This window comes from Streptomyces sp. NPDC021020 (genome assembly GCF_044333285.1).
Taxonomy (GTDB): Bacteria; Actinomycetota; Actinomycetes; order Streptomycetales; family Streptomycetaceae; genus Actinacidiphila.
Map to the genome: position 1 here is coordinate 197,971 of NZ_JBIRQQ010000004.1, position 23,003 is coordinate 220,973.

16 protein-coding genes are annotated in these 23,003 nt (G+C 74.7%); 6 read left to right on the forward strand and 10 right to left on the reverse strand.

Features of this window, described 5'->3' with window-relative positions:
• Positions 1-53 precede the first annotated feature (53 nt).
• Positions 54-1,634 carry an alpha-L-arabinofuranosidase B gene (locus ACH4SL_RS12860; protein ID WP_398444449.1) on the forward strand — a complete coding sequence of 527 codons (1,581 nt, stop codon included), beginning with the start codon at positions 54-56 and terminating at the stop codon, positions 1,632-1,634.
• Positions 1,635-1,713: 79 nt separating this feature from the next.
• On the opposite strand, the gene ACH4SL_RS12865 is transcribed toward ACH4SL_RS12860, so the two are convergent.
• Positions 1,714-3,999 (reverse strand): glycosyl hydrolase family 18 protein, encoded by a 2,286-nt coding sequence (locus ACH4SL_RS12865; protein WP_398444451.1) that lies wholly within the window; start codon positions 3,997-3,999, stop codon positions 1,714-1,716.
• Between the two features lie 261 nt (positions 4,000-4,260).
• Positions 4,261-6,537, reverse strand: a complete 2,277-nt coding sequence (locus tag ACH4SL_RS12870; protein ID WP_398445303.1) for a glycosyl hydrolase family 18 protein — start codon at positions 6,535-6,537, stop codon at positions 4,261-4,263.
• Between the two features lie 442 nt (positions 6,538-6,979).
• On the opposite strand from ACH4SL_RS12870, the gene ACH4SL_RS12875 reads away from it, so the two are divergent.
• On the forward strand, positions 6,980-8,254 hold the full coding sequence (locus tag ACH4SL_RS12875) for a cytochrome P450 (RefSeq protein WP_398444453.1): 1,275 nt from the start codon (positions 6,980-6,982) through the stop codon (positions 8,252-8,254).
• 39 nt (positions 8,255-8,293) lie between these two features.
• Here ACH4SL_RS12875 and ACH4SL_RS12880 read toward each other — a convergent pair whose 3' ends face one another.
• From ACH4SL_RS12880 to ACH4SL_RS12910, 7 genes are all read right to left on the reverse strand, one after another.
• A complete protein-coding gene (locus tag ACH4SL_RS12880; RefSeq protein WP_398445305.1) occupies positions 8,294-9,532 on the reverse strand; it encodes a glycosyltransferase in 1,239 nt (412 codons plus the stop codon).
• Between the two features lie 44 nt (positions 9,533-9,576).
• Entirely contained in the window at positions 9,577-11,397 is a 1,821-nt protein-coding gene (locus ACH4SL_RS12885) for a copper resistance protein CopC (RefSeq protein ID WP_398444455.1), read from the reverse strand.
• A gap of 26 nt (positions 11,398-11,423) precedes the next feature.
• Entirely contained in the window at positions 11,424-11,903 is a 480-nt protein-coding gene (locus ACH4SL_RS12890) for a hypothetical protein (RefSeq protein ID WP_398444457.1), read from the reverse strand.
• A 115-nt stretch (positions 11,904-12,018) separates the two neighbouring features.
• Complete coding sequence (locus tag ACH4SL_RS12895) at positions 12,019-12,747, reverse strand: hypothetical protein (RefSeq protein ID WP_398444459.1); 729 nt, start codon at positions 12,745-12,747, stop codon at positions 12,019-12,021.
• Positions 12,748-13,248: 501 nt separating this feature from the next.
• Positions 13,249-15,489: an FtsX-like permease family protein gene (locus ACH4SL_RS12900; protein ID WP_398444461.1), complete on the reverse strand. Its 2,241-nt coding sequence runs from the start codon at positions 15,487-15,489 to the stop codon at positions 13,249-13,251.
• Positions 15,486-16,190 (reverse strand): ABC transporter ATP-binding protein, encoded by a 705-nt coding sequence (locus tag ACH4SL_RS12905; protein ID WP_398444463.1) that lies wholly within the window; start codon positions 16,188-16,190, stop codon positions 15,486-15,488. Before ACH4SL_RS12905 ends, ACH4SL_RS12900 begins: the two co-directional genes overlap by 4 nt.
• On the reverse strand, positions 16,187-16,711 hold the full coding sequence (locus tag ACH4SL_RS12910; RefSeq protein ID WP_398444465.1) for a PadR family transcriptional regulator: 525 nt from the start codon (positions 16,709-16,711) through the stop codon (positions 16,187-16,189). The genes ACH4SL_RS12905 and ACH4SL_RS12910 overlap by 4 nt, the downstream gene beginning before the upstream one ends.
• 202 nt (positions 16,712-16,913) lie before the next feature.
• Between ACH4SL_RS12910 and ACH4SL_RS12915 the strand changes: the two genes are divergently transcribed.
• Positions 16,914-17,291, forward strand: coding sequence for an SH3 domain-containing protein (locus ACH4SL_RS12915; RefSeq protein ID WP_398444467.1), 378 nt, complete (start codon positions 16,914-16,916; stop codon positions 17,289-17,291).
• Positions 17,292-17,500: 209 nt separating this feature from the next.
• Positions 17,501-18,988, forward strand: coding sequence for a glycine betaine/L-proline transporter ProP (proP, locus tag ACH4SL_RS12920; protein ID WP_398445307.1), 1,488 nt, complete (start codon positions 17,501-17,503; stop codon positions 18,986-18,988).
• A 477-nt stretch (positions 18,989-19,465) separates the two neighbouring features.
• Here the strand turns inward: proP and ACH4SL_RS12925 are convergent, their stop codons facing one another.
• Positions 19,466-20,704 (reverse strand): MFS transporter, encoded by a 1,239-nt coding sequence (locus ACH4SL_RS12925; RefSeq protein ID WP_398444469.1) that lies wholly within the window; start codon positions 20,702-20,704, stop codon positions 19,466-19,468.
• A gap of 477 nt (positions 20,705-21,181) precedes the next feature.
• Between ACH4SL_RS12925 and ACH4SL_RS12930 the strand changes: the two genes are divergently transcribed.
• Both ACH4SL_RS12930 and htpX read left to right on the forward strand, forming a co-directional pair.
• The gene (locus ACH4SL_RS12930) at positions 21,182-21,931 is read left to right on the forward strand and encodes an alpha/beta fold hydrolase (protein ID WP_398444471.1); all 750 of its coding nucleotides are present in this window, start codon (positions 21,182-21,184) and stop codon (positions 21,929-21,931) included.
• Positions 21,932-22,079: 148 nt separating this feature from the next.
• Positions 22,080-22,982 carry a zinc metalloprotease HtpX gene (htpX, locus tag ACH4SL_RS12935; RefSeq protein WP_398444473.1) on the forward strand — a complete coding sequence of 301 codons (903 nt, stop codon included), beginning with the start codon at positions 22,080-22,082 and terminating at the stop codon, positions 22,980-22,982.
• Positions 22,983-23,003: the final 21 nt, after the last annotated feature.

The window sequence follows — 23,003 nt, forward strand, 5'->3', positions numbered from 1 at the left end:
CGGTGGCCATCCGGCGTGCACCACCCACCACCCCCCACACAGAGGAGGACCTCGTGTCCGTACTCGCGAAGATCCGGGTCCGCCGGCGGCTGCGCAGCCTCGCGCTCGCCTTCGGCGCGACCGCCGCACTGGTCGCCGGCGTGCTGGCCGGCACCTCGCCGGCCTCGCAGGCGGCGGGCTCGCTGCCCTGCGACATCTACCAGTCCGGCGGCACCCCGTGCGTCGCGGCGCACAGCACCACCCGGGCCCTGTACGGCTCGTACAACGGCTCGCTCTACCAGGTCCGGCGCGCGTCGGACAACGCCACGCAGAACATCGGCGTGCTGAGCGCGGGCGGCTACGCCAACGCCGCCGCGCAGGATTCCTTCTGCTCCGGCACCACCTGCGTGATCACCGTCATCTACGACCAGTCCGGCCGCGGCAACAACCTCACCCAGGCGCCGCCCGGCGGCTTCAACGGCCCGGCCTCCGGCGGCTACGACAACCTCGCGAGCGCCACCGCCGCCCCTGTCACGGTCGGCGGCCACAAGGCGTACGGCGTCTTCGTCGCCCCCGGCACCGGCTACCGCGACAACCACACCAGCGGCGTCGCGACCGGCGACAACCCCGAGGGCATGTACGCGGTCCTCGACGGCACCCACTACAACGGCGGCTGCTGCTTCGACTACGGCAACGCCGAGACCGACAGCCACGACGACGGCAACGGCACCATGGAGGCCATCTACTTCGGCAACATCAAGGTGTGGGGCTACGGCTCCGGCAACGGCCCCTGGATCATGGCCGACCTGGAGAACGGCCTGTTCTCCGGCGTGAACCAGCACCTCAACTCCGGCGACCCGACCGTCAACTACCGCTTCACCACCGCCCTGATCAAGGGCGGCGCCAACCAGTGGGCGATCCGCGGCGGCAACGCGCAGTCCGGCAGCCTGTCGACCTTCTACAGCGGGGTGCGCCCCAACGTGTCGGGCTACAACCCGATGAAGAAGCAGGGCGCGATCATCCTCGGCATCGGCGGTGACAACAGCGTCGGCGCCCAGGGCACCTTCTACGAGGGCGTGATGACGTCCGGCTACCCCTCGGACGCCACCGAGAACGCCGTCCAGTCCAACATCACCTCGGTCGGCTACACCGCGGGCTCGACCGGCGGCACCGGCGGCCTGACGGTCGGCGCCAGGACCTCGCTGCGCGCCACCACCTCGTGCTGCACCGGCGACTACCTCAAGCACGACGACAGCGACGCGAACGTCGTCATCGCGGGAGTCACGTCGTCGAGTTCGGCGACCGACAAGGGCGACGCGACCTGGATCGTCCGGGCGGGCCTGGCCAACAGTGCGTGTGTGTCCTTCGAGTCCGCCAACAAGTCCGGCCAGTACCTGCGGCACCAGAACTTCAAGCTGCAACTGGCCACGAGCGACGGCAGCGACCTGTTCAAGCAGGACGCCACCTTCTGCGCCCAGAGCGGCATGAACGGGCAGGGCCTGTCCTTCCCGTCCGTCAACTACCCCGACCACTACATCCGCCACTACGACTACACCGTCTACGTCGCCGCCAACGGCGGCTCCAACGCGTGGGATTCCAGCACGTCCTTCGCCGACGACGTGAGCTGGGCCGTGGCCTCCCCCTGGGCGCCCTGACCCGTCCCCGCGGACGGAAAGGCCGTCCCCCCGCGGCCAATGCGGGGGGACGGCCGTACGAAGGGGCGCTGCCGAGAACCTACTTCAGGCTGTCGGCCATCGTGTTGACCAGGGTGCCGGAGGGGTCGTCGTTCTCCAGCGAGAAGGCGAACATGCCCGCGAGGCCCTTGGATTTCGCGTACGCGGCGCGGGCCTGGATCGCCTGCGGGGTGTCACCGGTCCAGAAGTTGGTGCCGTCGTAGATCCAGGCGCTCTCCGTCACCGGATCCCAATGGAGCTGGGAGGCGGCCGGGTTGAGCTCCTTCCAGGCGGCCAGGCCCGCCTCCTGGCTGAGCGCCTTGGCCGCGGTGGGGCCGGTCGCGCTCTGGTAGAGGCCGTAGTCGCTCCCCGCGGGCACGCCCGTCCAGCCGCGCCAGTAGAAGGGGATGCCGAGGACGATCTTCGAGGCCGGGAAGCCGCCGGGGATGCCGTACGCGGGCAGGCCGGCGGTGTAGGCGGTCAGGGCCGTGTCGACGTTGTACTTCGCACTGCCCGGGGCGATCGGGGCCGTCGGGTCGGCGGGGCTGTCGTGCAGCGGGTCCTGGTGGTTGGTCGGGCCGGTCGCGTCCCACGAGCCGTGCATGTCGTAGGTCATCACGTCGGCGTAGTCCAGGTAGGTGCCGATCTTGTCCGTCTCCAGGTACTGGATCTTGTCCTGGCCGCTCGGCAGCGCCGCGGTGAGCAGGAAGTGCTTGCCGACGCTCGCGCCGTAGGTGTCCAGCTGGTTGCGGAACTCCTGGAGCAGCAAGGTGAAGTTGGCCTTGTCGGCGGCCGAGTAGTGGTTGCCGGTGTGGCCGCCGGGCGAGCCCGGGTATTCCCAGTCGATGTCGATGCCGTCGAAGATGCCCGCGCCGGAGGCCGGGCCGCCGGACGGGTCGCCCTGCACGTTCTTCGGCAGGTTGCCCTTCATGAACATGTCGATGCAGGAGGACACGAACGCCTTGCGGGAGGCGTCGGTCGCGGCCGCGTCCGAGAAATACTTGGAGTACGTCCAGCCGCCGAGCGACACGGTGAAGCGCAGGTTCGGGTATTTCGCCTTGAGGGCGCGCAGCTGGTTGAAGTTGCCCTTGAGCGGCTGCTCGTAGACGTCCGCGGCGCCGTCGACGCTGTCGCCCGCGGCCACGTCCGCCTGGTAGTCGGCGTACGCGTCGCCCGCGCCGTCACCGGCGTTGGGGTCGTCCTCGTTGCCCGCGTCGGACGCCTTGATCGCCTCGAAGCACGTGTGGCTGCTCGGGTTGACGTTCTCGAACGCGTAGGTGACGACGTCGAGTTTGGCCGCCGCGCCGCTCGTGCCGATCTGCTTGGGGTAGTACGCGTTCTCGTAGATGCCCCACTGGTCGAAGTACGCCGAGCTGAACGCGTGCGCGGCCGGGGCCGCGCCCGTCGTCACCGTGACCGGCTGCGACAGGGTCGCCGAGGCGTGCCCGGAGGCGTCGTAGGCCTGCACCGCGAAGGTGTAGGTGGTCTTGGGCAGCAGCGAGCTGACGGCCACCGTGGTGCCCATCGAGGTGGCCACGACCTGGCCGTTCGCGTAGACCTTGTACGCCGCGACGTCGCCGTTCTGCGAGCTGTCGGTCGAGGCGTTCCAGCGCAGCACCGCCGCGTTGCCGGTGACCGTGCCCGCCGCCAGGCCCGTCGGGACGGTGATCTTCCCGTCGCCGGTGGGGCCGCCCGGGGAGGTCGGGGGAGTGGTGGGCGGCGTCGTCGGGGGTGTGGTGGGAGGCGTGGTCGGCGGCGTCGTCGGCGAGGTGGTCGGCGGGGTCGTCTGGCCGCCGCCGGGGCCCGTCAGGCTCAGGTCGTCGGCGTGGTAGGAGCCCTGGCCGTACCAGCCGTGCGTGAAGACGGTCACCGAGGTGGTGCTCGCGCCGGTGGTGAAGTGCGTCGTGAGCTGCTGCCAGCTCGTCGCGTTCGGCGCCCACACGCTGGCGTTGACGCCCGTGCCGGTCGCGCCGAGGTAGACGTAGGAGCCCTGGACCCAGCCGCTCAGGTCGTACGCGGTGCCCGGCTGGACCGCCACCGTCTGCCGGCACTCCGCGGTGTCGGACGCGCTCGCCGCGCCGGTCAGCGCGGACGTGCCGGAGTGCACGGGTGAGCCGGAGACCGAACTGCCGCTGCACGTCCAGCCGTTCAGGGTGCCGGTCTCGAAGCCCGGGTTGGCCAGCAGCTGCTGGTCGGCGGCCGCGGCGTGCCCGGGCACGGTGACCAGCGCGAGCCCGGCGGCGACGAGCGCGGCGGCCGTGGTGGCCGCGGCCCCGCGCCGGGCCCGCCGGGCGCGCGCCGCGGCGGGGGAGGGAGCGGGTCTCGCCTCGTGGGGGGATACGGACATGCCAAGGACCTCCGGAAGGGGTGTGGGGGCCGCCCCCTCCCGGGGGACAGTCCGGGAGGGGGCGTCGCGGGCCGGCGGCGGCCGGCCTCGCGGTTCCGCCGCGCGCGGGAAGGCGGCGCGGCGGGCCGGACGGCACAGAGCCGTACCGCCCGGCGGCCGGACAGTGGTGAGGCGTCCGGCCGTGCGGCCCGGCGGCGGATCACGCCGGACGGGCCGCTGCGGGTCCGGGCGCCGACCGCCCGGGCCCGCGGGGCCGGGGCGTCAGCCGCCCAGGCCGGTCGTGAGGGCGCCGAGGAGGGAGCCGTTGGACGTGTCGCCCGACATCTCCCAGATCATCGCGCCCAGCAGATGGTGCGAGGTGATGTACTGCGCCTTCTTGCCGATCGACCAGGCGTCGTCGAAGGACCACCACTGGCCGCCGCTGCCGGTGTAGCCGTACGTGGCGACCGCCTGCTCGTCGTGGTAGACGGTCAGCCCCGGCACTCCCGCGACGAGGTTGCTGTAGCCGCGGGTGCCGGCCTCCTCCGCGAACTGCCCCGGCGCCGCGCCGTTCGCGGCCTGCCACACGCCGTGCACCCCGCCGTCGGTCACCTGCTGCCAGCCGCGCCCGTAGAAGGGCAGGCCCAGGGTGAGCTTGCGCGGGCTGACCCCGGCGTCGAGGTAGGTCTGGATGGCCTTGTCGGCGCTGAAGTCGTCAGGGACGGGCGAGGTCGGGTCGGCGTACAGGTTGGCCTGGTGGCCGGTGCGGTTGGGCTCCCAGGAGTTGTCGCTGCCCGAGCCGTGGAAGTCGTAGCCCTGGACGTTCTCGATGTCCAGCGACTTCGACACCTGCGGCAGGTCCCAGCCCTGCGCGATCTTGTTGGGGTCGGCCGGGGTGAAGGCGGTCAGCAGCAGGTGGTTGCCGCCGAGCGCGTCGAGCTCGGTGCGGAATTCGGCGAGCAGCGCGGTCAGGTTGGCCTTGTCGTTCGCCGAGTAGTGGTTGCCCGGGTGGCCGTCGGGCGAGCCGGGCCACTCCCAGTCGATGTCGAAGCCGTCGAAGATGCCGGCCGCGACACCGGCGCCGCCCGCGCCCTCGTACGACGGCAGATTGCCCTTGATGTAGGTGTCGATGCAGGACTTCACGAACTTCTTGCGGGAGGCGTCGGTCGCGGCCACGTCCGAGAAGTACTTGGAGTACGTCCAGCCGCCGAGCGACATCACGACCTTCAGGTGCGGGTACTTCGCCTTGAGCTCCTTGAGCTGGTTGAAGTTGCCGCGCAGCGCGCCCCAGCCGTCGTCCGCCTGGCCGTTGACGGACTGGGAGGCCGGGAAGGCCCGCCCGTAGTCGGCCTCCGCGTCACCGGCGCCGTCGCCCTGGCTCGGGTCCTCCGGGTCGGCGGTGGTGCCCTTGGTGACGCCCTGAAGGCACGTCAGGTTGGTCGGATCGACGTTGCCGAAGGCGTAGTTGATGACGTCCAGCTTGGCCGCGGCGCCCGAGGTGTCGAGGTTCTTGACGAAGTACTGGCGCCCGTAGATGCCCCACTGCACGAAGTAACCGACCTTGGCGTAGCCGCCGTTGCCGACCGCCTCCTTGGTGGTGACGGCGACCGCGTTGCTCGCGGGCGAGGCGTTGTCGGCCAGGTCGCGGGCCCGGACGGTGAAGGTGTAGGCGGTGGAGGGCGCGAGGCCGGTCAGGGTCGCGGTGCGGGTGGCGGCCGGGGTGGACACCACCAGCGTGCCGTCCCGGTAGACGTCGTACGCGGCGACCCGGTTGTTGTCGGTCGCGGCGCCCCACGACAGCGCCACGGTGCTGTCGGTGACCGTGCCCGCCGTCAGGCCGCCCGGCGCGGTCGGCGGGACGGTGTCGGTCGACGGGTCGAAGGTGGCCGCCGTGACCGGGGCGCTGACCGCGCCCACGTTGCCGCGGCTGTCCTTGGCGCGCACCGTGAACTGGTACGACGTGGCGGGCGACAGACCCTGCACGGTCGCGCTGGTGGTGCCGCTGGAGGCCACCACCGCGCTGCCCTGGAGCACGTCGTAGGAGGCGATGGGGAAGTCGCCGGTCGCGGCCGCGGTCCAGCCGAGCGTCACCGTGTGGGCGGTGGCGTCGGAGACGGTCACGCCGGTGGGCGCGTGCGGCGGCGTGGCGGGGCTGCCGTCGCACTTGTCGCCGTTGATCAGGCAGCCGGTCGGCGCCGACATCGGGCCCGAGGCGGTGAAGGTGTAGCTGTACGGGTACGTCGAACCGCCCGCCGGGACCTTCGCGTTGTAGTACGCGGGGGAGGCCACGACGTGCTGGCCGGTGACGGTGGAGGTGCCGTAGCTCTCACTGGTGATCTTCACGCCGGCCGGCAGGTCGAACTCCAGCGACCAGGTGCTGATCGCGGCGGAGGTGCCGTTCTTGACGGTGTACGTGCCCGTCCAGGACGAGCCGCTGCCGGTGCTGCTGAACTCCGCGGTGACCGCGCCCGCGGCGTGCGCGGCGGGCGCGGAGATGCCGGCGAGCCCGGCGACGGCCAGCCCGGTGGTCGCCACGAGGGCGGCCAGCCGGCGGCGCAGCCGCGCGAGCGGGCGGCGGGGCGGGGGAGCGCTGAGCGAACGTGGGGGTCTGGGGAATCGCAGTCCGGTGGACACGGCTCTCCTCGGGATGTGGGGGCGCGAGGGCGGCCCCCTCAGGACAGCCGAGATCAGCGGGTACGGCAATGCGCTGGACGAAAATTGGACTGGACCAATTCGGCGCCGAGTGGTGGCTTCGCGCGGGTCATCGCGTCGCAGAGGACTAGACCAACTTTCGTAAATTTACTCTTACTTGACCCGCATCGGGTTGCGGGCGAGGCGCGGGGCGGAGAGGGTCGGAATGTATTGAGGACGACAGTGTGTCTCGTACGTGGGTGTCCGCCATCACGGTTGTGCGATACACCTCTCGCCCGGGATACTCGTCCCCGCAGGTTCTTTCGTCCCATGTCCCGTATGTCGTACGGATGTCGAGGAGCGACCGCCGATGACCGCCGTCCCGCAGCAGGCGCAGACCCCCGACCCGGCGACCCTCGCCCTGGAGATGCTCGCCCCCGGCGGCCTGGAGGATCCCTACCCGCTCTACGCCCGGGCGCTGGAGACGGGCCCGGTCCTCGACGTCGGCGACGGCCTCTTCCTCGTCGCCGGCTACGACGCCGTCAACCGGGCCCTGCGCAACCCCGCCTTCGGCGTCACCGGCGCGCAGTCCTCGCCCGAGGACCACGAGGACCACGACGCGCACGACGCGGTCGGCCTGCTGGCCCGCTCGGTGCTGGAGAACGACCCGCCCGAGCACACCCGTATGCGCGCGCTCATGAACTCCGTCTTCACCCCGCGCCGCATCGCCGCCTACGAGCCGATGGTCGCCGCCGTCACCGGTGAACTCCTGGACGCCTTCGCCGAGTCGGGCGCGGACGGCGCGCCGGTCGACTTCATGACCGCCTTCGCCTCGCCGCTGCCGCTCACCGTCATCTGCGAGATGCTCGGCGTGCCCGCGGCCGACCGGCACCTCTTCCGTACCCTCGCCGCCGACCTCACGATCGCGCTGGAGTTCGTCGCCGACCCCGCGGTGCTGCTCCCCGCCGACGCCGCGGCCGTCCGGCTCGCGGGCTACTTCGGCGAGCTGGTCGCCGAACGCCGGGCGCATCCGCGGGAGTCGGAGGATCTGGTCGGGGCGCTGCTGGCCGCCCGCGACGCCGGTGACGGGCGGCTGTCCGAGGCCGAGCTGCTCGCCAACCTCACCCTGCTGCTCGTCGCCGGCTTCGAGACGACCACCGACCTGCTCGGCAACGGTCTGCGGCTGCTGTTCGACCACCCCGACGTCGCGGCGGACCTGCGCTCCGGCCGGGTCGAGGTCGGGCCCTTCGTCGAGGAGGTGCTGCGCTACGAGTCGCCCGTCCAGGTCACCAGCCGCGTCGTGCACGCGGACGGCCAGGAGCTGGCGGGCGTGCCGCTGCCGCGCGGCGCCCGGCTCGTGCTGCTGATCGGCGCCGCCAACCGCGACCCCGCCCGCTACCCCGACCCCGAGCGCTTCGACCCGACCCGCGCCGTCAGCCGCCCGCTGAGCTTCGGCGCCGGCCCGCACGTCTGCATCGGCAACGGCCTGGCCCGGCTGGAGGCCGCCGTCGCCTTCCCCCTCCTGCTCTCCCGCTTCCCGCACCTCGCCCCGGCCGACCCCCCGCCGACCCGCCGCGACCGCGTCGTCCTGCGCGGCCACGCCACCTTCCCGGTCCGCACGGGGGAAGCGGCGCCCAGGGCCTGACCCCGGAACGCCGCGTTCCCGGCGGGCGCCACGACGCGTCTACGCCAGCCGGGCCAGGGCCGCGCGGACCGGGGCCACGGCGTCCTCCGCGCCTACGCGCCGGGCGAGTTCGGCGGCCCGCGCGGCGTACGAGGGGTCCGTCACGGCCTGGCGGACGGCCGAGCCGAGGGTGTCGGCGGTGAGCGTACGCAGCGGTACGGGGACGGGCGCGACGCCGAGGGCGGTGAGGCGGCGGGACCAGAAGGCCGCGTCGAACTGCACCGGCACCGGCACCGCGGGCACCCCCGCGCGCAGGGCCGCCGCCGTGGTGCCCGCGCCCGCGTGGTGGACGACCGCGGCCGTACGCGGGAAGAGCAGCTCGTGCGGGAGCTCCCCGACGGTGAGCATGTCGCCGCCCGCCGCCTCCCCCGCGTCCAGCCCGCTCCAGCCGCGCTGGATCACCCCGCGCACCCCGGCCGCGCGCAGCGCCCGTACCACCGCCGCGCTCAGCCCCGCCGGGTCCGGCACGGTGGCGCTGCCGAGCCCGACGTAGACGGGGGGCGGCCCGGCCGCGAGGAAGTCCTCGACCTCGTGCGGCAGTCGGGCGTCCGGCGCACCCCGCGGCCACCAGTAGCCGGTGACGGTGAGACCGGCGCGCCAGTCGGCGGGGCGGGGCAGCACATGGCGGCTGAAGCCGTGGAAGACAGGCCAGTCCGCGCGCTCCCGCGCCCGCCGGGCCGCGCCCACGCCGCGCGGCGCCAGCCCCAGCCGCAGCCGCAACTCCCGTGCGGCGTCCCGGAAGACGGTGTCGAGCCCCGCGTTGACGGCCCGCGCCGCCGCACGGTTCACCGTCCCGCCCCACGAGCCCGTCCCGATCACCGGCGGTGCGAACTCCCGGGTGGGCGCCAGCGGTTGCAGATACGCCCCGAGGGTGGGCACCCCGAGCCCCTCGCCGATCACCTGCCCGAGCGGCGCGACCGTCCCGCCCAGCAGCAGCACGTGCGCGCCCTCGGCCGCCGCGAGCAGCGCCCCGGCCATCTCCCCGACCAGCTCGCGCGCCATCGCGAACACCCGCCGCAGCTTCGCCGCGGAATTCCGCGCGGCGTGCAGCCCCTGCCCCGCCTGCGACGCCAGTTCGGCCCGCGGATCCACCGGCAGCCCGTGGAAGCCCACCCCGGCGTCCGCCACGAGCCCCGCGAACCGCTCGTGCGTCACGACCGTCACCTCGTGCCCGGCCGCGGCGAGCCCGTGCCCCAGCCCCGTGTACGGGGCGACGTCCCCCCGCGAACCCGCCGTCATGATGACCACACGCACGGTCACCAGTATGCCGGACGGGCCTCGTATCAGGGCGCCGCGCGGGCCGCCGGGGCGACCACGGCACCGGGCGAGCCGGTGTGCGCGGCCGGGGCGGTGGAGGTCAGCAGGACGGTGACGACCAGGACGGCGGTGAGGCCCGCCAGTTCGGTCAGGACGGTACGGGCGGGGGCGGACACGGCGGACACGGCGGAGTCGCCGGACACGGCGGGCGTGGCCGGGCCGGTGGGCCCGCCGGGTGCGGCGGGCGAGCGGGCGGTGGAGGGCCTGTTCACCGCGGAGCGGGTGCCGTCGCTCGCGGCGGAGGCGGCGTGGGCAGCGGCGGCTGCGGCCGCAGAGCCGCGGGTGTGGCGCAGGGCCGCCGCCGCGAGGACGGCGAGGACGAGGGCGGTCTTCAGCAGCAGCAGGCGGCCGTAGTGCGTGCCGGTGAGGGCGCCGAAGCTGCCGAGCAGACGCCAGGCCTGGTACGTGCCGGTCGCGACCAGCGCGCCCACCGCGGCGAGCGCGAGGCGGGTGAAACGCCGCGCGGCGCGGGCCAGTTCGGGTTCGCGGTGGCGGACCAGCAGCACGGCCAGGGTCGCCACACCGCCCGCCCACACAGCCATCGCCGTGACGTGCAGCGTGGTGACGAGCACGGCGAGCGGCGCGAGCGGCTCGGTCGGGGCGTGGCTGATCTCGCTCCACGTCAGCGCGAGCAGCAGCGCCAGCGGCACCGCACCGGCCGCGCCCGCCCGCCGGTGCCGCAGGATCTGCTCGCCGACCACCGCGGTCAGCGCGAGCAGCATCACCCGGGCGACGAGCGTGTGCCCCACATGGGTGCTCAGCGTCGCCGACAGCAGCGAGCGGTCCCCGACGCGGGCGAGGGACCCGCCCTGCGTGGCCGGCCCGTAGACGAGGAGCTGCGCGACGGCGCCGACCAGCACCGCGGCCCACCCCACGGCCGCCGGCCACCGCACCCCCGCCCAGGAGTTCCCCGGCGCAGGACCGCCGGGCGCGGCGTGCACGACGTCGACCCCGACATGGCGCGCGGTGGCGGTGCTGACGCGGCCCGCGCCGGGGTCTTCCGCGACAGCCCCCGTACCCGTACGCGGCTCCGCGCCGCCGGGGCCGTCCGGGCCGGGCGGCACCCGGGCCCCGGCGGCGCTGCCTGCGGCGGCAGCGCCGACCGGGTCGTCCGTGCCGTCCGCGCCGGTCCGTGCTGCTCGCCCGGGGTCCTCGGCGACGGCCGCCGCGGTTTTCCGCGCCCTGCCGGGGACTTGCGGGGCGTCGGCCGCGGGCGGCGCGGCGCCGCCCGCGCCCGCGCCGGCCGGCGCGTCCTCGTACGCCTGCGGCAGGCAGCACGCGCGGACCGCCGTGAAGCCGACCATCGCGGCGAGGCCCGCGAAGCCGAGCCAGACCGCGGTGTCGAGGGCGGCGTCGGTGAGGCGGTTCGTGCCCGCCGGGGCGGCCGCGGAGTGCGCCGAGGGGGCGCCGACGGAGAAGGTGAGGGCGCCGGTGGTGGTGTGGCCGTCGTCGGTCGCGGTGGTGCGCCAGCTCAGCACGTACGTGCCGGGCCGCGTCTCGGGCGCGAGCCGGACGCTCATCCGGTCGCCGCCCGGCCCGGCGGCGGTCGGCGCGCCCTCGTCGACGCGGCGCCCGCCGGGACCGACGACGCGTACGGAGCTGAGCCGGAGCGCGATCTCCTCCGAGAAGACCAGCGTCACCTGCCGCGGCTCGGCGGAGAGCACCGCCCCGTCGGCGGGCGAGGACCGTACGAGGTCGGCGTGCGCCCCGGCCGTACCGGGCAGCGCGAGCAGCACGAGCAGCGCGGCGCCGGCGAGCGCGGCCCCCGCCGCCAGGCGCCGCAGCACGTTACGCAGGGGCGCCCGCCCGGCCCTCAGTGGCACGACCCGCTCGCGCGGCGCTGCTGCACGACATGGTCGGCGCCGAGCCGGAAGTCGGCGAGGGTCTGCGGGTCGGGGGCGAAGTGCCAGCGCCCGGCGGCCAGTTGCAGGGTGCTGCTGCCCGCCGCACCGGCGTGGGTCCACTCGACACGGAAGGCCTCGGGGCCGGTACGGGAACCGGTGCCGAGCACGTACGGGACACCCAGCGCGGGCCGGCACTGCGTGTTGACGCGGACGAACTCCTCCTGGGGGACGGCCTGTTGCGCGGCGGCCGTCCACAACTGCCAGGCGCCCGCCCAATCCCCGCCGGACAGCCGGCCGAACTCCTGGCGGGCGACGGCGAGTGCCTGCTGCCCGGCAGCGGCGTCCGCGCCGTTCTCGCCGTGCGCGGACCCGCCGGACCGTACGGCCGCCGCCGTGGCGACCGCCGCGGCGGCCACGCCGAGGGCCACCCATCGCTTCGGTACGCGCACCACCGCGCACCCTCCTTCGTCCGTCCGTGGATACGGCCGGGGGCGGGCGCCACACGCACCGGGCGCCCGCCCCCGGGGTCAGGGAGACGGCCTGACAACGGCCGTCCGCGGGCCCTCAGTTGGTGAGGCGGTCGGTGCCGTAGTGCTCGATCAGCGACTCGTTGGCCTTGAGGTCCAGATCGGCCGTGAATTTCAGCGAGTCGCGGATCTGGTCGTTGGTGATCGCCGACGACGGGACCCCGCCGAAGGTGTACGTGAAGGACTGCCCGGGCGCGACCTGGCGCTCCGCGAGCGTGACGTCGTGGAAGCCGAGCCGGGCGATGTAGAACGACGTCCCGTCGCCCCGCGGCACCTCCAGGTAGTCCTGCTGCGGGTGCCCGTAGGCCTGGGTGGAGGTGTAGCTGTGGTCGTCGGAGCCGGACGGCGCCCGGAAGACCAGCACCGCGCAGTCGGTGGAGAGCGTCTGCGAGGAGGTGTTGGTGAAGACGAAGTTCCAGTCGCCGTACCACTGGTTGCCGGCGAAGGTGACCTGTTCCGACAGCCCGACGTTGCTGCTGAACTGCGTGTTCAGCGGCTCGCCGAGGATGGGGTTGGCGCCGCTGAGCGGGTGGTCGACGCCGTTGGCGCAGCGCTCCAGGGAGGAGCTGTACTGCGAGGGCTGGCCGGTCGCGGTGGCCTGCGTCCAGCTGGACGGGCCGGAGCTGACGGCGGTGGTGGTGTTCGGGTCGGCCGAGGCCGTACCGCCACCGGCGAAGGTGGCGAGCCCGGCGAGCAGGGCGACGGTGCCGAGGCCGGCGGTGATGCCGAGCCCGGTGGACTTTCCGCGCATGGTGATTCCGCGCATGGTGTGGACGATCCCTTCGATCGCGAACGAGCAGGCGTGCAGCCCGCGGCGGGCACCGCGGGCCGGTGGGGGCACGGCGGCGCGGTGCGCTGCACCGGTCGCTGTTACCTCGTCGACGCGTACGGCGCTCGGGTGCCGTTTCGGGTGCGGAGCCTGCCGGCGGCGGCCGGCCGTTCCTCCGCACGACACCCGAGCGGGGTTGCCCAGTACGGTGGCACTCACCGTCAGCTGACGCAAGGGTCTGGACCAATCAGGTCTGGACCTTTACGTATCGTGCCTGGTTGCAGGCCTGTCCTGTGGCTCACCTCCGGCCCCGCCGCGGGAAATTGGTCTACACCATAAGACGCGGCAACGCCCCAGGACGGCACCCTGACAACGTCGGTCACCCGGCCGATTGGTCTGCCCGTACGGCCCCTTCGCAGCCCCCCCTCGCAGCGGGGACGCGATCGCGCCACCCGCCGGCCGGCGGATGGCGCGATCCGGGTCCCGCGCGGGGCCCCGTCACTCGTTGCGCGCGTTCTCCGGTCCGGTGACGCGCTTCAGCAGCGGCAGCGTCGCCCCGATCACGGCGAGCGCCGCGGCGATCCCGCCGGCGACCATCGAGTAGTACCCGGCGCCCGGCGGCTGGAGCGCGTAGTCCAGCTGCGCCTTCAGGAAGAGCTGCGCGGCCAGGAATCCGGTGCCGATCGCCACCACCGCGACCGCCAGCAGCGGCACCGTGCTCTCCAGCAGGACGACCTGGCGCAGCGTCCGCAGCCGCACCCCGGTCAGCCGCAGCAGGCTGAAGGGCCGCTTGCGGTCGCCGATCCCGCCCGCCACCGCGACCGCGAGGCTGCACCCGGCGATCGGGAAGCTCACCGCGATGACGACGTCGGCGAGCCGCCGGTAGCTGTCCAGCGCCTGCGACTTCGCGGCGCGGTCCTCGGCGACGGTGTACGGCGGGTCGTCGGCCGGGTAGGCCCGCGCCAGCAGCGTGCGCGCGGTCTCGACGGCGGCCCGCGAGCCGTCCGTGGTGACGGCGACCTGCACGACCGGCAGCGCCCGCAGCTCGTCCGGCGTGGTCGTGGCGGCGGGCCACCTCGACGGCCACGGGCCCCGGTCGCCGAGGCCGTACGAGTCGACCCCGGTGGTGAAGGACGCCGTCCGCGCGCCCGGCGGGCAGGCCCCGTACACCGGCGTCGCGGCCAGCTGGGCGCAGTCCACCAGCCCGCCGCTGAAGGGGACCCTCCGGTCGCCGCCGGTCGGGTCGGCGTGGACGACGAGGACGCCCCCGACGCCGGGCACCGCGCGCAGCGCCGCGAGCACGCTGTCCGGCGGGGTGGCGGCGGTGCCGACGGTGCGGCCGTCGGCGAAGTCCCGGTGGTCGCTCGCCACCGTGTCCCGTACCGTTTTCCCGACGCCCGGCAGCCCGCGTTCGTGCACGATCGCGTCGATGATCCCGACCGCGGTGGTCGTCACGCACAGCGCGAGGACCAGCCCGCTCACCGCCCGGAAGCCCGCCTTGGGGTCGTCCGACAGCCGCCGCCCCGCGACCAGCCCGGCGGGCCGCCGGGCGCGTCCGGCCATCAGCCGCGCGCCCGCCATCGTCAGCCACGGCCCGGCCACCACCAGCCCGCCCAGCACGACCAGGATGCCGGGCAGGAAGGCCCGCACCTGCCCCGTACTGGTCGCCGGCCGGTGGCCGATGAAGCACGCCAGCTCCACCAGCCCCGCCACCAGCGGGATCAGCCGGTAGGCGCGCGGCGGGCGCGGCGTGGTGCGGCGGGTGACACCGAGCGGCGAGATCCGCACCCGGCGCAGCGCCAGCCGCGCCGACACCGCCGCCGCGAGCGGCACCCCCACCGCGACCACCGCGATGTCGGCGGCCGACAGCGACAGGTCGGAGAGGTAGAACGGCGTGCGGGTGAAGTCGACCCGCACCAGCAGCGGCCGCAGCGCCGCGAAGAGGCCGAAGCCCACCGCGACGCCCGCGGCCGCCGCCACCGTCGACTCGACCGTCGAGACCACCGCGATCTGCCGGGGTGTCGCCCCGACCAGCCGCATCGCCGCGAAGCGCTGCTCGCGTGCGGCCGCCGACAGCCGGGTGGCGGTGCCGATGAGCACCAGCACCGGGAAGATCATGGCCGCGGCGACGACCGACAGGACCAGCTTCATGCCGTTGTCGTTGGTGCCCACCGCGCAGCTCGGACCGCTGCAACTGCTCGGCGAGGACGAGGTGATGGCCGTCACCTCGGTCGCGTCGCGCTGCCCGGCCAGCTCGTCCGGGCGGTGCCCGACCACGATGACGAGCGAGCCGGGGCCGGGCAGCGCCGCCTTGCCGATGATCCCGGCGAGCGTGCCCGGGTAGCGGTCGGCGAGCTGCGCGGCCGGGGTGTCGCGCAGCAGCTCGGCCATCGCGGGCGAGGCGTAGAACTCGCCCGGCCCCGGCAGCCGCGGCATGCCCGGCGGTACGGGGGAGTGCGGGCCGGTCGCGGCCACGTCGACCCGGCCCACCAGCTTGCCCTGGAAGCCGTCCGCGCCGATCCGCCACCACAGCGGGTCGGCGCCGGGCTGCGCCTGGGCGGGCACCCGGCCGGTGTTGAGCCAGCCGTTGCGGGCGTTCTGCGTGCCGGTGGCGTTGAGCGCGGCGAGCGTGGCCAGCAGCATGCCGACGCCGAGCGCGACCGCGGCCGCGATCACGGCCAGCCGCAGCAGGGCGTCCCGTCCCGTTCCGAGCGCCATCCGCAGGCCGAGGCGTATCACGTGCGGCTCCCGCCGAGCGCCGGGGTGGTGACGCGGCCGTCGCGCACCATGACCTCGCGGTCGGCGCACGCGGCGACCCGGGCCTCGTGCGTGACGATGACCGCGGTGGTGCCGTTCTCCCGGACGGTGCCGACCAGCAGCTCCATGACCTGCTCGCCGGTCAGCGAGTCCAGTGCGCCGGTCGGCTCGTCGGCGAACAGCACGTCCGGGCTGCCCGCCATCGCGCGGGCCAGCGCGACCCGCTGGGCCTGACCGCCCGACAGCTCCCCGGAACGGCGCCGCTCCAGCCCGTCGAGCCCGAGCCGGGCGAACCAGCCGCGCGCCTCGGCGAGCGCGGGCCCGCGCCGCGTACCGCTCAGCAGCAGCGGCATCGCGACGTTCTCCTCCGCCGTCAGCTCCGGCACCAGCTGGCCGAACTGGAAGAGGAAGCCGAAGCGGTCGCGGCGCAGCTCGCTGCGCTGCGGCTCGCGCATCCGGTCCACCCGGCGGCCGTCGAAGAGCACCTCGCCGGCGTCCGGCACGAGGATCCCGGCCAGGCAGTGCAGCAGCGTCGACTTGCCCGAGCCGCTCGGGCCCATGATCGCCACGATCTCGCCGCGCCCCACGGCCAGGTCCGCGCCGCGCAGCGCGGGCGTCCGCCCGAAGGCCAGCTCGACGCCCCGCGCCTCCAGGAAGCCCGCGCCCCCGTCGCCCCCGCTCATCCCAGCACCTCCTGCGCGAGCGCGGACAGCCGGGCCTGCGTGACGTCGATCCACCGCAGGTCGGCCTCCAGCCGGAACATGCCGTGGTCGGCGAGCAGCTTGTCGACCAGCGGCCCGTTCCGCTTGATCTCGGTGAGCTCGCGCATCCTCCGCACATGCGCGGCCCGCTGGAGGTCCAGGTACGCCGACGCGTCGCGCTCCAGCATCAGCGCGAGCACGACCTTGGTGAACAGCTCCGTCTGCAGGTGCTGCTCGGTCTCCACCGGCTCGGTGAGCCACGTCTCGACCTCCGTGGCCCCCTGGTCGGTGATCACATACCGCTTCCGTTCCGGCCCCGCCCCCGGCTCCGCGGCCCCCACCACCACCTTCCCGTCCCGGGCCAACCGCCCGAGCGTCGAGTACACCTGCCCCAGCAGCAGCGGCTTGCCGGGGCTGAAGTACGTGTCGTAATCCCGCTTGAGGTCGTATCCATGGCTCGACTGCCGTTCCAGGAGCCCGAGGAGTGTCATCGGTACGTTCACACTCGGTGTATACACTGAGTGTGCACACCGGGTCAACGTGACGGTGGACCGCCGATCGGGTTGCGGCGTGTGCGCCGACGGAGGGGCTTCGCGGCACGGCTCGGCCCGGCGGCGGGGTGCGGGGAGGAGGCTCGGCGGGCGGGGAAACGTTCCGCGAGCCGCCGGGTGCGCCCGGCGGGGGTCCCACAGCAGGAAGGACGTCATGCCGCCGTTCGCCACGCAGAAGCCGTTGACCACCCTCGCCCTCACCGCCGGGGCCGCCGCCCTGAGCCTGTTCGGCGCCGTCGCCCCGGCCGGCGCGGCCGCCGCCGGTCCGTCGGGTCAGGCCGCGCCCGCCACCGCGCGGAACGCGTACGTCGACGGGCAGGTCGTGTCCAAGCTGCCGCTCACCATCCGCGCGGCCGCGACCACCGCCTCGGCGGCGCTGGGCAGCTACCCGCCCGGCGCGATCGTCCACATCTCCTGCAAGGTCAACGGCCAGACCGTGGACGGCAACCCGCGCTGGTACAAGCTCCACGACCGCACCGGCTGGCTCGCCGCCCGCTACGTCGTCAACCTCGGCACCGTGCCCTGGTGCTGACCCGGCCCGCGAGCACCGCGAGCACCGCAAGCACCGCGTGACCGCCGCGCACGGCGGCCGTACGTCCCCGTACGGCCGCCGTGCGCGGTCCGCGTACCGGTGGAGGAGGAGCTGAGGAGGGGCGGCGAGTGAACCTGCGCAGAGGGCCCGGCGGGACGGGGGCCGGGCCGCGGCGCTCGGGTGAGCGGGTCGACCGGCTTCACCGCTCCCTGCTGCGGCGCCGGAAGCGGCCGCTGGGCCCGGAGGACGTCGCCGTCGCCGACCTGCCGAAGGTGCGGCTCGCGGTGGGCGCGGCCGCGCTCGGCAACACCATGGAGTGGTTCGACTTCGGCGTCTACGCCTACCTCGCCGACACCCTCGGCAAGGTCTTCTTCCCCTCCAGCTCACCCGGCACCCAGGTCATCTCGACCTTCGCGACCTTCGCCGCCGCCTTCCTCGTACGCCCGCTCGGCGGCCTCGTCTTCGGCCCGCTCGGCGACCGGATCGGCCGGCAGCGGGTGCTGGCGATCACCATGATCATGATGGCCGCGAGCACCCTCGCGGTCGGCCTGCTGCCGACGTACGCGGCCGTGGGCTACCTCGCGCCGGTCCTGCTGCTGCTGTGCCGGCTCGTGCAGGGCTTCTCCACCGGCGGCGAGTACGCGGGCGCGACCACGTACATCGCCGAGTACGCGCCCGACCGGCGGCGCGGCTTCCTCGGCAGCTGGCTCGACTTCGGCACCTTCATCGGCTATTCGATGGGCTCCGGCCTGGTCACCGTGCTGACCGTCACCCTCGGCTCGCAGAGCCTCCAGGACTGGGCCTGGCGCATCCCCTTCCTGGTCGCCGGGCCGCTCGGTGTGACCGGCCTCTACATGCGGCTCAAGCTGGAGGACACCCCGGCCTTCAAGGCGGAGGTCGAGGAGGCGGCCCGGAACGTGCCGGGCGAGGGCAGCCCCGTCGACGAGGCCCGGCAGTCCGGGCGCGGCCGGCTGAAGGACATCTTCACCGGCCACTGGCAGGCCATCATGATCTGCATCGGGCTGGTGCTGCTCTACAACGTCACCAACTACATGGTGACGTCCTACCTGCCGACGTACATGACGTCCACGCTCGACTTCGGCGACACCACCGCGCAGCTGCTCGTGCTCGGCACCATGCTGCTGGTGGTGCTGACCATCACCGCGGTGGGCCGCACGTCCGACCGGTGGGGGCGGCGGCCGGTGTTCATGACCGGCAGCATCGCGCTCATCGCCCTCTCCGCGCCCGCGTTCGTCCTGATCCGGCAGGGCGGCATCCTGCTCCCCGCGGCCGGCTGCGCGATCCTGGGCCTGCTGCTCGCCTCCTTCGCGGGCACCTCGGCGGCGACGCTGCCCGCCCTCTTCCCGACCCGCATCCGCTACGGGGCCCTGTCGATCGCCTTCAACCTCTCCGTCTCCCTCTTCGGCGGCACCACCCCGCTGGTCGCCTCGGCGCTGGTGGAGGCGACCGGCGACGCGATGGTCCCGGCGTACTACCTGATGGTCGCGGGCGTGGTCGGCTGCGTCTCCACGCTCTACCTGCGCGAGACGGCGGGCAAACCGCTGGCCGGCTCCCGCGCGATGGTCGAGACCCCGGGCCAGGCCCGCCGCCTCGTCGCCCGCAGCCGCACGGCGGCGGGCCGCCACGCCCGCGACGTCTGGCTCCGCATCCGCGGCAGACGCCGCCCGCCGGCGTAGGGGACGGTCCGCCGGGGGCCGGCGGCAGGTGGCGCCCACCCAGGGGCGCGAGGAACTGCGCGCCCGGCCCCCGCGGCGGGTGCGCCGAAGGTCGGCGGTATGTGGCACCCACCTGGGGGCGCGGGGAACTGCGCGCCCGGCCCCCGCGGCGGGTGCGTCGAAGCCCCGCGGCACGTGGCACCCGCCCGGGGGCGCGGGGAACTGCGCGCCCAGCCCCCACGGCGGGTGCGCCGAAGCCCCGCGGCACGTGGCACCCGCCCGGGGGCGCGGGGAACTGCGCGCCCAGCCCCCACGGCGGGTGCGCCGAAGCCCCGCGGCACGTGGCCCCCACCTGGGGGCGCGGGGAACTGCGCGCCCAGCCCCCACGGCGGGTGCGCCGAAGCCCCGCGGCACGTGGCCCCCACCTGGGGGCGCGGGGAACTGCGCGCCCAGCCCCCACGGCGGGTGCGCCGGAAGCTCACGGCATGTGGCACCCCCTCAAGGGCGCGGGCTGCGCGCGCAACCGGGTCCCGGCGGACGACCGCCCCGTACCGCCGCCCCCAGCCAGCGCAGCGATACCGCACACATCGTCACCCCCGCGCCCGCGGCCAGCGCGAAGCCGCCGCGGGCGCCCGCCGAGTCGACCGCCCAGCCGGCGGCCGCCGCCGCGGCCGCCGAGCCCGCCGCGCTCGCCGACCCGAGCCAGGAGAACGCCTGGGTCAGGACGCGCGGGTCGGCCGCGGACTCCGCCAGCAGCGAGAAGAGCGCCAGCAGCGGCGGGACCGCGGCGCCGGTCACCACCACGGCGGGTGCGAGCGCGAGGGGCGAGCCGGCGGCGAGCAGCAGGAGTCCGCCGAGCGCCAGCACGGCCGTCACGGCGCGCAGTTGTACGGGCGGCGCGGCCCGCCACCGGCGCAGCCCGTACAGCCACCCGGCCAGCAGGCCGCTGCCGCTGGAGACCGCGAAGAGCGGGGCCGCCGCCCCCGGCGCGCCGTGCTCGACGGCGAAGGCGGTCACCGACACCTGCATCGCGCCGAAATAGACGCCGATGCCGAGGTTGAGGCCGAGGAGGACGAGCAGGCCGCCGCTCAGCAGCGTCCGGCCCGCGCGGGCGTGCGCGGCGCCGTCGGCGGTGTGCGGGGGCGCGCTGCCGCGCCGGGCGGCGAGCAGCAGCCCGCCGCCGACCGTCAGGGCGGTGGCCAGCGCGCTGCCCGCCGCCGGGTGCCCGGCCGCCGCGAGGGTGCTGACCAGCGCGGGCCCCACGAGGTAGGACACCGCGTTGCCGACCGACTCCAGCGCGAAGGCCGCGGGCAGCTCCGCCGCCCGGCTGCCGCGCAGCAGCGCCGCCCAGCGCGCCGCGGACATCGCCGGGAGCTGCGGCACACTCGCCCCGACCGCCGCACCGCCCAGCGCCAGCAGCGGGCGCGGGGCGTCCGCGGAGGCCAGGCCCACGAGCGCGGCCACCGCGGCGGCGTGCCCGAGCAGCGCGGGCGGCAGCACCCGGGTCTGCCCGAACCGGTCGGTGAGCCGGGCGAGTTGGGGCGCCCCGACCGCCTCCGCCACCGCGAAGCCGCCGCTCACCACCCCGGCGGCGGCGAAGGAGCCGGTCCGGTCGTGCACGAGCCAGACGATGCCGAGTCCCGTCATAGCGCCGCCGATCCGTCCCAGCAGCGCGGGCAGGAAGAACGCCGCGGCCCCGGGAGTACGCAGCAGGGCACGGTAGTTCGCCGTCGACACGGCGATTCCCTCTCGCTGCCCGGCGGGACGGCCTCCCGGGTCGCCGGTGCCCGTGCGTACCGACCCGTGGACGACCGCCTGGAACCGTCCAGTGGTGGCGCGGGGTGGGGACACGCGCCCCGCACCGACTCCGTCACCGGGCAGAAGTCCTGTGATCAGTTCACCGGCCCCGGAAACGGGGCCGAGCAGCATCGAAGGGCATGCGCACGGCGAAGTCAACCGCGGCGCCCGCCCCGTACCACCGCGGCGCCCGCCCCGTACCACCGCGCGTCGGCAACTCCCGCTCGGGGAGGACCCGTTACGCCCAGGGGCGACCCTGTGGCACGGACTATTTGGCGGGGGCACGCATCGGCGGAAACAGGGGGTGGCCCCTCCTCCGGCACGAGGACAGCCGCGGCGCGGCTGAATAGCATGCCAGCCCCGCGCGATCGCCGGGCCCCGGCCCGGGAGGTGCGCACGCCGAGAAGGAAGGTCCTCATGAGCAGCCCGACGACGCAGAAACCCGCGACGTACGTCCTGGTGCACGGCTCGTGGCACGACGGGCGGTGCTGGGAGCGGCTGGTGCCGCTGCTGGAGAAGGGCGGGCACCGGGTCCTCGCGCCCTCCCTGACCGGGCACGGCGACAAGGCGCACCTGCTCGGCGAGGACGTCGGCCTGGAGACCCACGCCGACGACATCGCCGGGCTCGTCACCGGCGAGGACCTCACCGGGGTCGTCCTCGTCGGGCACAGCTACGCGGGCATGGTCGTGTCCGCCGTCGCCAACCGGATACCGGAGCGGATCGGGCACCTGGTCTACCTCGACGCGATGGTGCCCGCGGACGGCCAGCGCGCGGTCGACGTGCAGCCCGTGACCCAGAGCCTGATCGACTTCGCCCGCGCCTCCGGCACCGGCTGGCGCATCCCGCCGCCGCCCGAGATGCCGCCCCCCTTCGGGCTGTTCGGCGTCAACGACCCGGCCGACAAGGAGTGGCTGCGCACCTTCGTCTCGGACTCCCCGGCGCTGACCTTCCAGCAGCCGGTGCACTGGGACAACCGCGCCGCGGACGCGATCCCCCGCACCCACATCCACTGCGTCGGCGCCACCCCGGAGGGCGTCGCCCGGCAGCCGGTCCCCGAGGTGCAGCCCAACGGCAGCCCGTCCCAGGTCTGGGAGCTTCCCACCGGCCACGACTGCATGGTCACGATGCCCGCCGAACTCGCCGAGCTCCTCCTCCGGCTCGCCTGACCCGGTACGGGGGCTTCCGTGCGCATGACCGGGAGCCCCGTACCGTGCGCACGGCGGGCGGAAAAGCGGCATGCTGGAGGGAGGACGAATCCGACCAAACCGGTCCCCGCGAGAAGGTCGGGGGACCGGCGGGAAGAGGTGAGCGGTCATGCGTTCCCGCTTCGCACCCGACCGGCAACTGTCCGTGCGGATGGCGGTCGTCCTCCTCCTGCTCGGGCTGGTCTACGTGGCCTTCGTCGCCGCGCTCGTCGCGCTGCTGAAGTCCGTCGTGGTCGTGGTGCTGATCGTCGCCGCGCTGGTCGTCGCCCAGTACTGGTTCTCCGACAAGATCGCGCTGTTCGCCATGCACGCCCGCGCGGTCACCCCCGAGGAGGAGCCCGCGCTGCACGGGGCCGTCGACCGGCTGTGCGCGCTGGCCGACATGCCCAAACCCGTGGTCGCGGTGTCCGGCACCGACCTGCCGAACGCGTTCGCCACCGGGCGCAACGCCGACCACGCGGTGCTGTGCGTGACCAGAGGCCTGCTGCGGCGGCTCGACGCGGGCGAGCTGGAGGGCGTGCTGGCCCACGAGCTGTCCCACGTCGCGCACAAGGACGTCGCCGTCATCACGATCGCGTCCTTCATCGGGGTGCTGGCGGGCCTGCTGGTGCGGTTCGCCTTCTACTCCGAGCTGTTCGGCGGCCGCCGCCAGGACCAGAACACCGCCGCGCTGCTCGCCCTCGTCATGGCCGTGTCCGCGGCCGCGTATCTGCTGGGCTTCCTGCTGACCCGGGCCCTGTCCCGCTACCGCGAGCTGGCCGCCGACCGTTCCGCCGCGCTGCTCACCGGCCGCCCCTCGGAGCTGGCGTCCGCGCTGGTCAAGGTCAGCGGCGACATCGCCCGCATCCCGACGGAGGATCTGCGCACCGCCCGGTCCTTCAACGCCTTCTTCTTCACCCCCGCCCTCCGCGAGGACTCCCCGCTCGCAAGCGTCCTGTCCACCCACCCGAGCCTCCAGCGCCGCCTGGACGCGCTCGGCCGGATCTCCACGGAGCTGGGCCTGCACTCCTGAGCCGCCCCGCGCCCGCGCCTC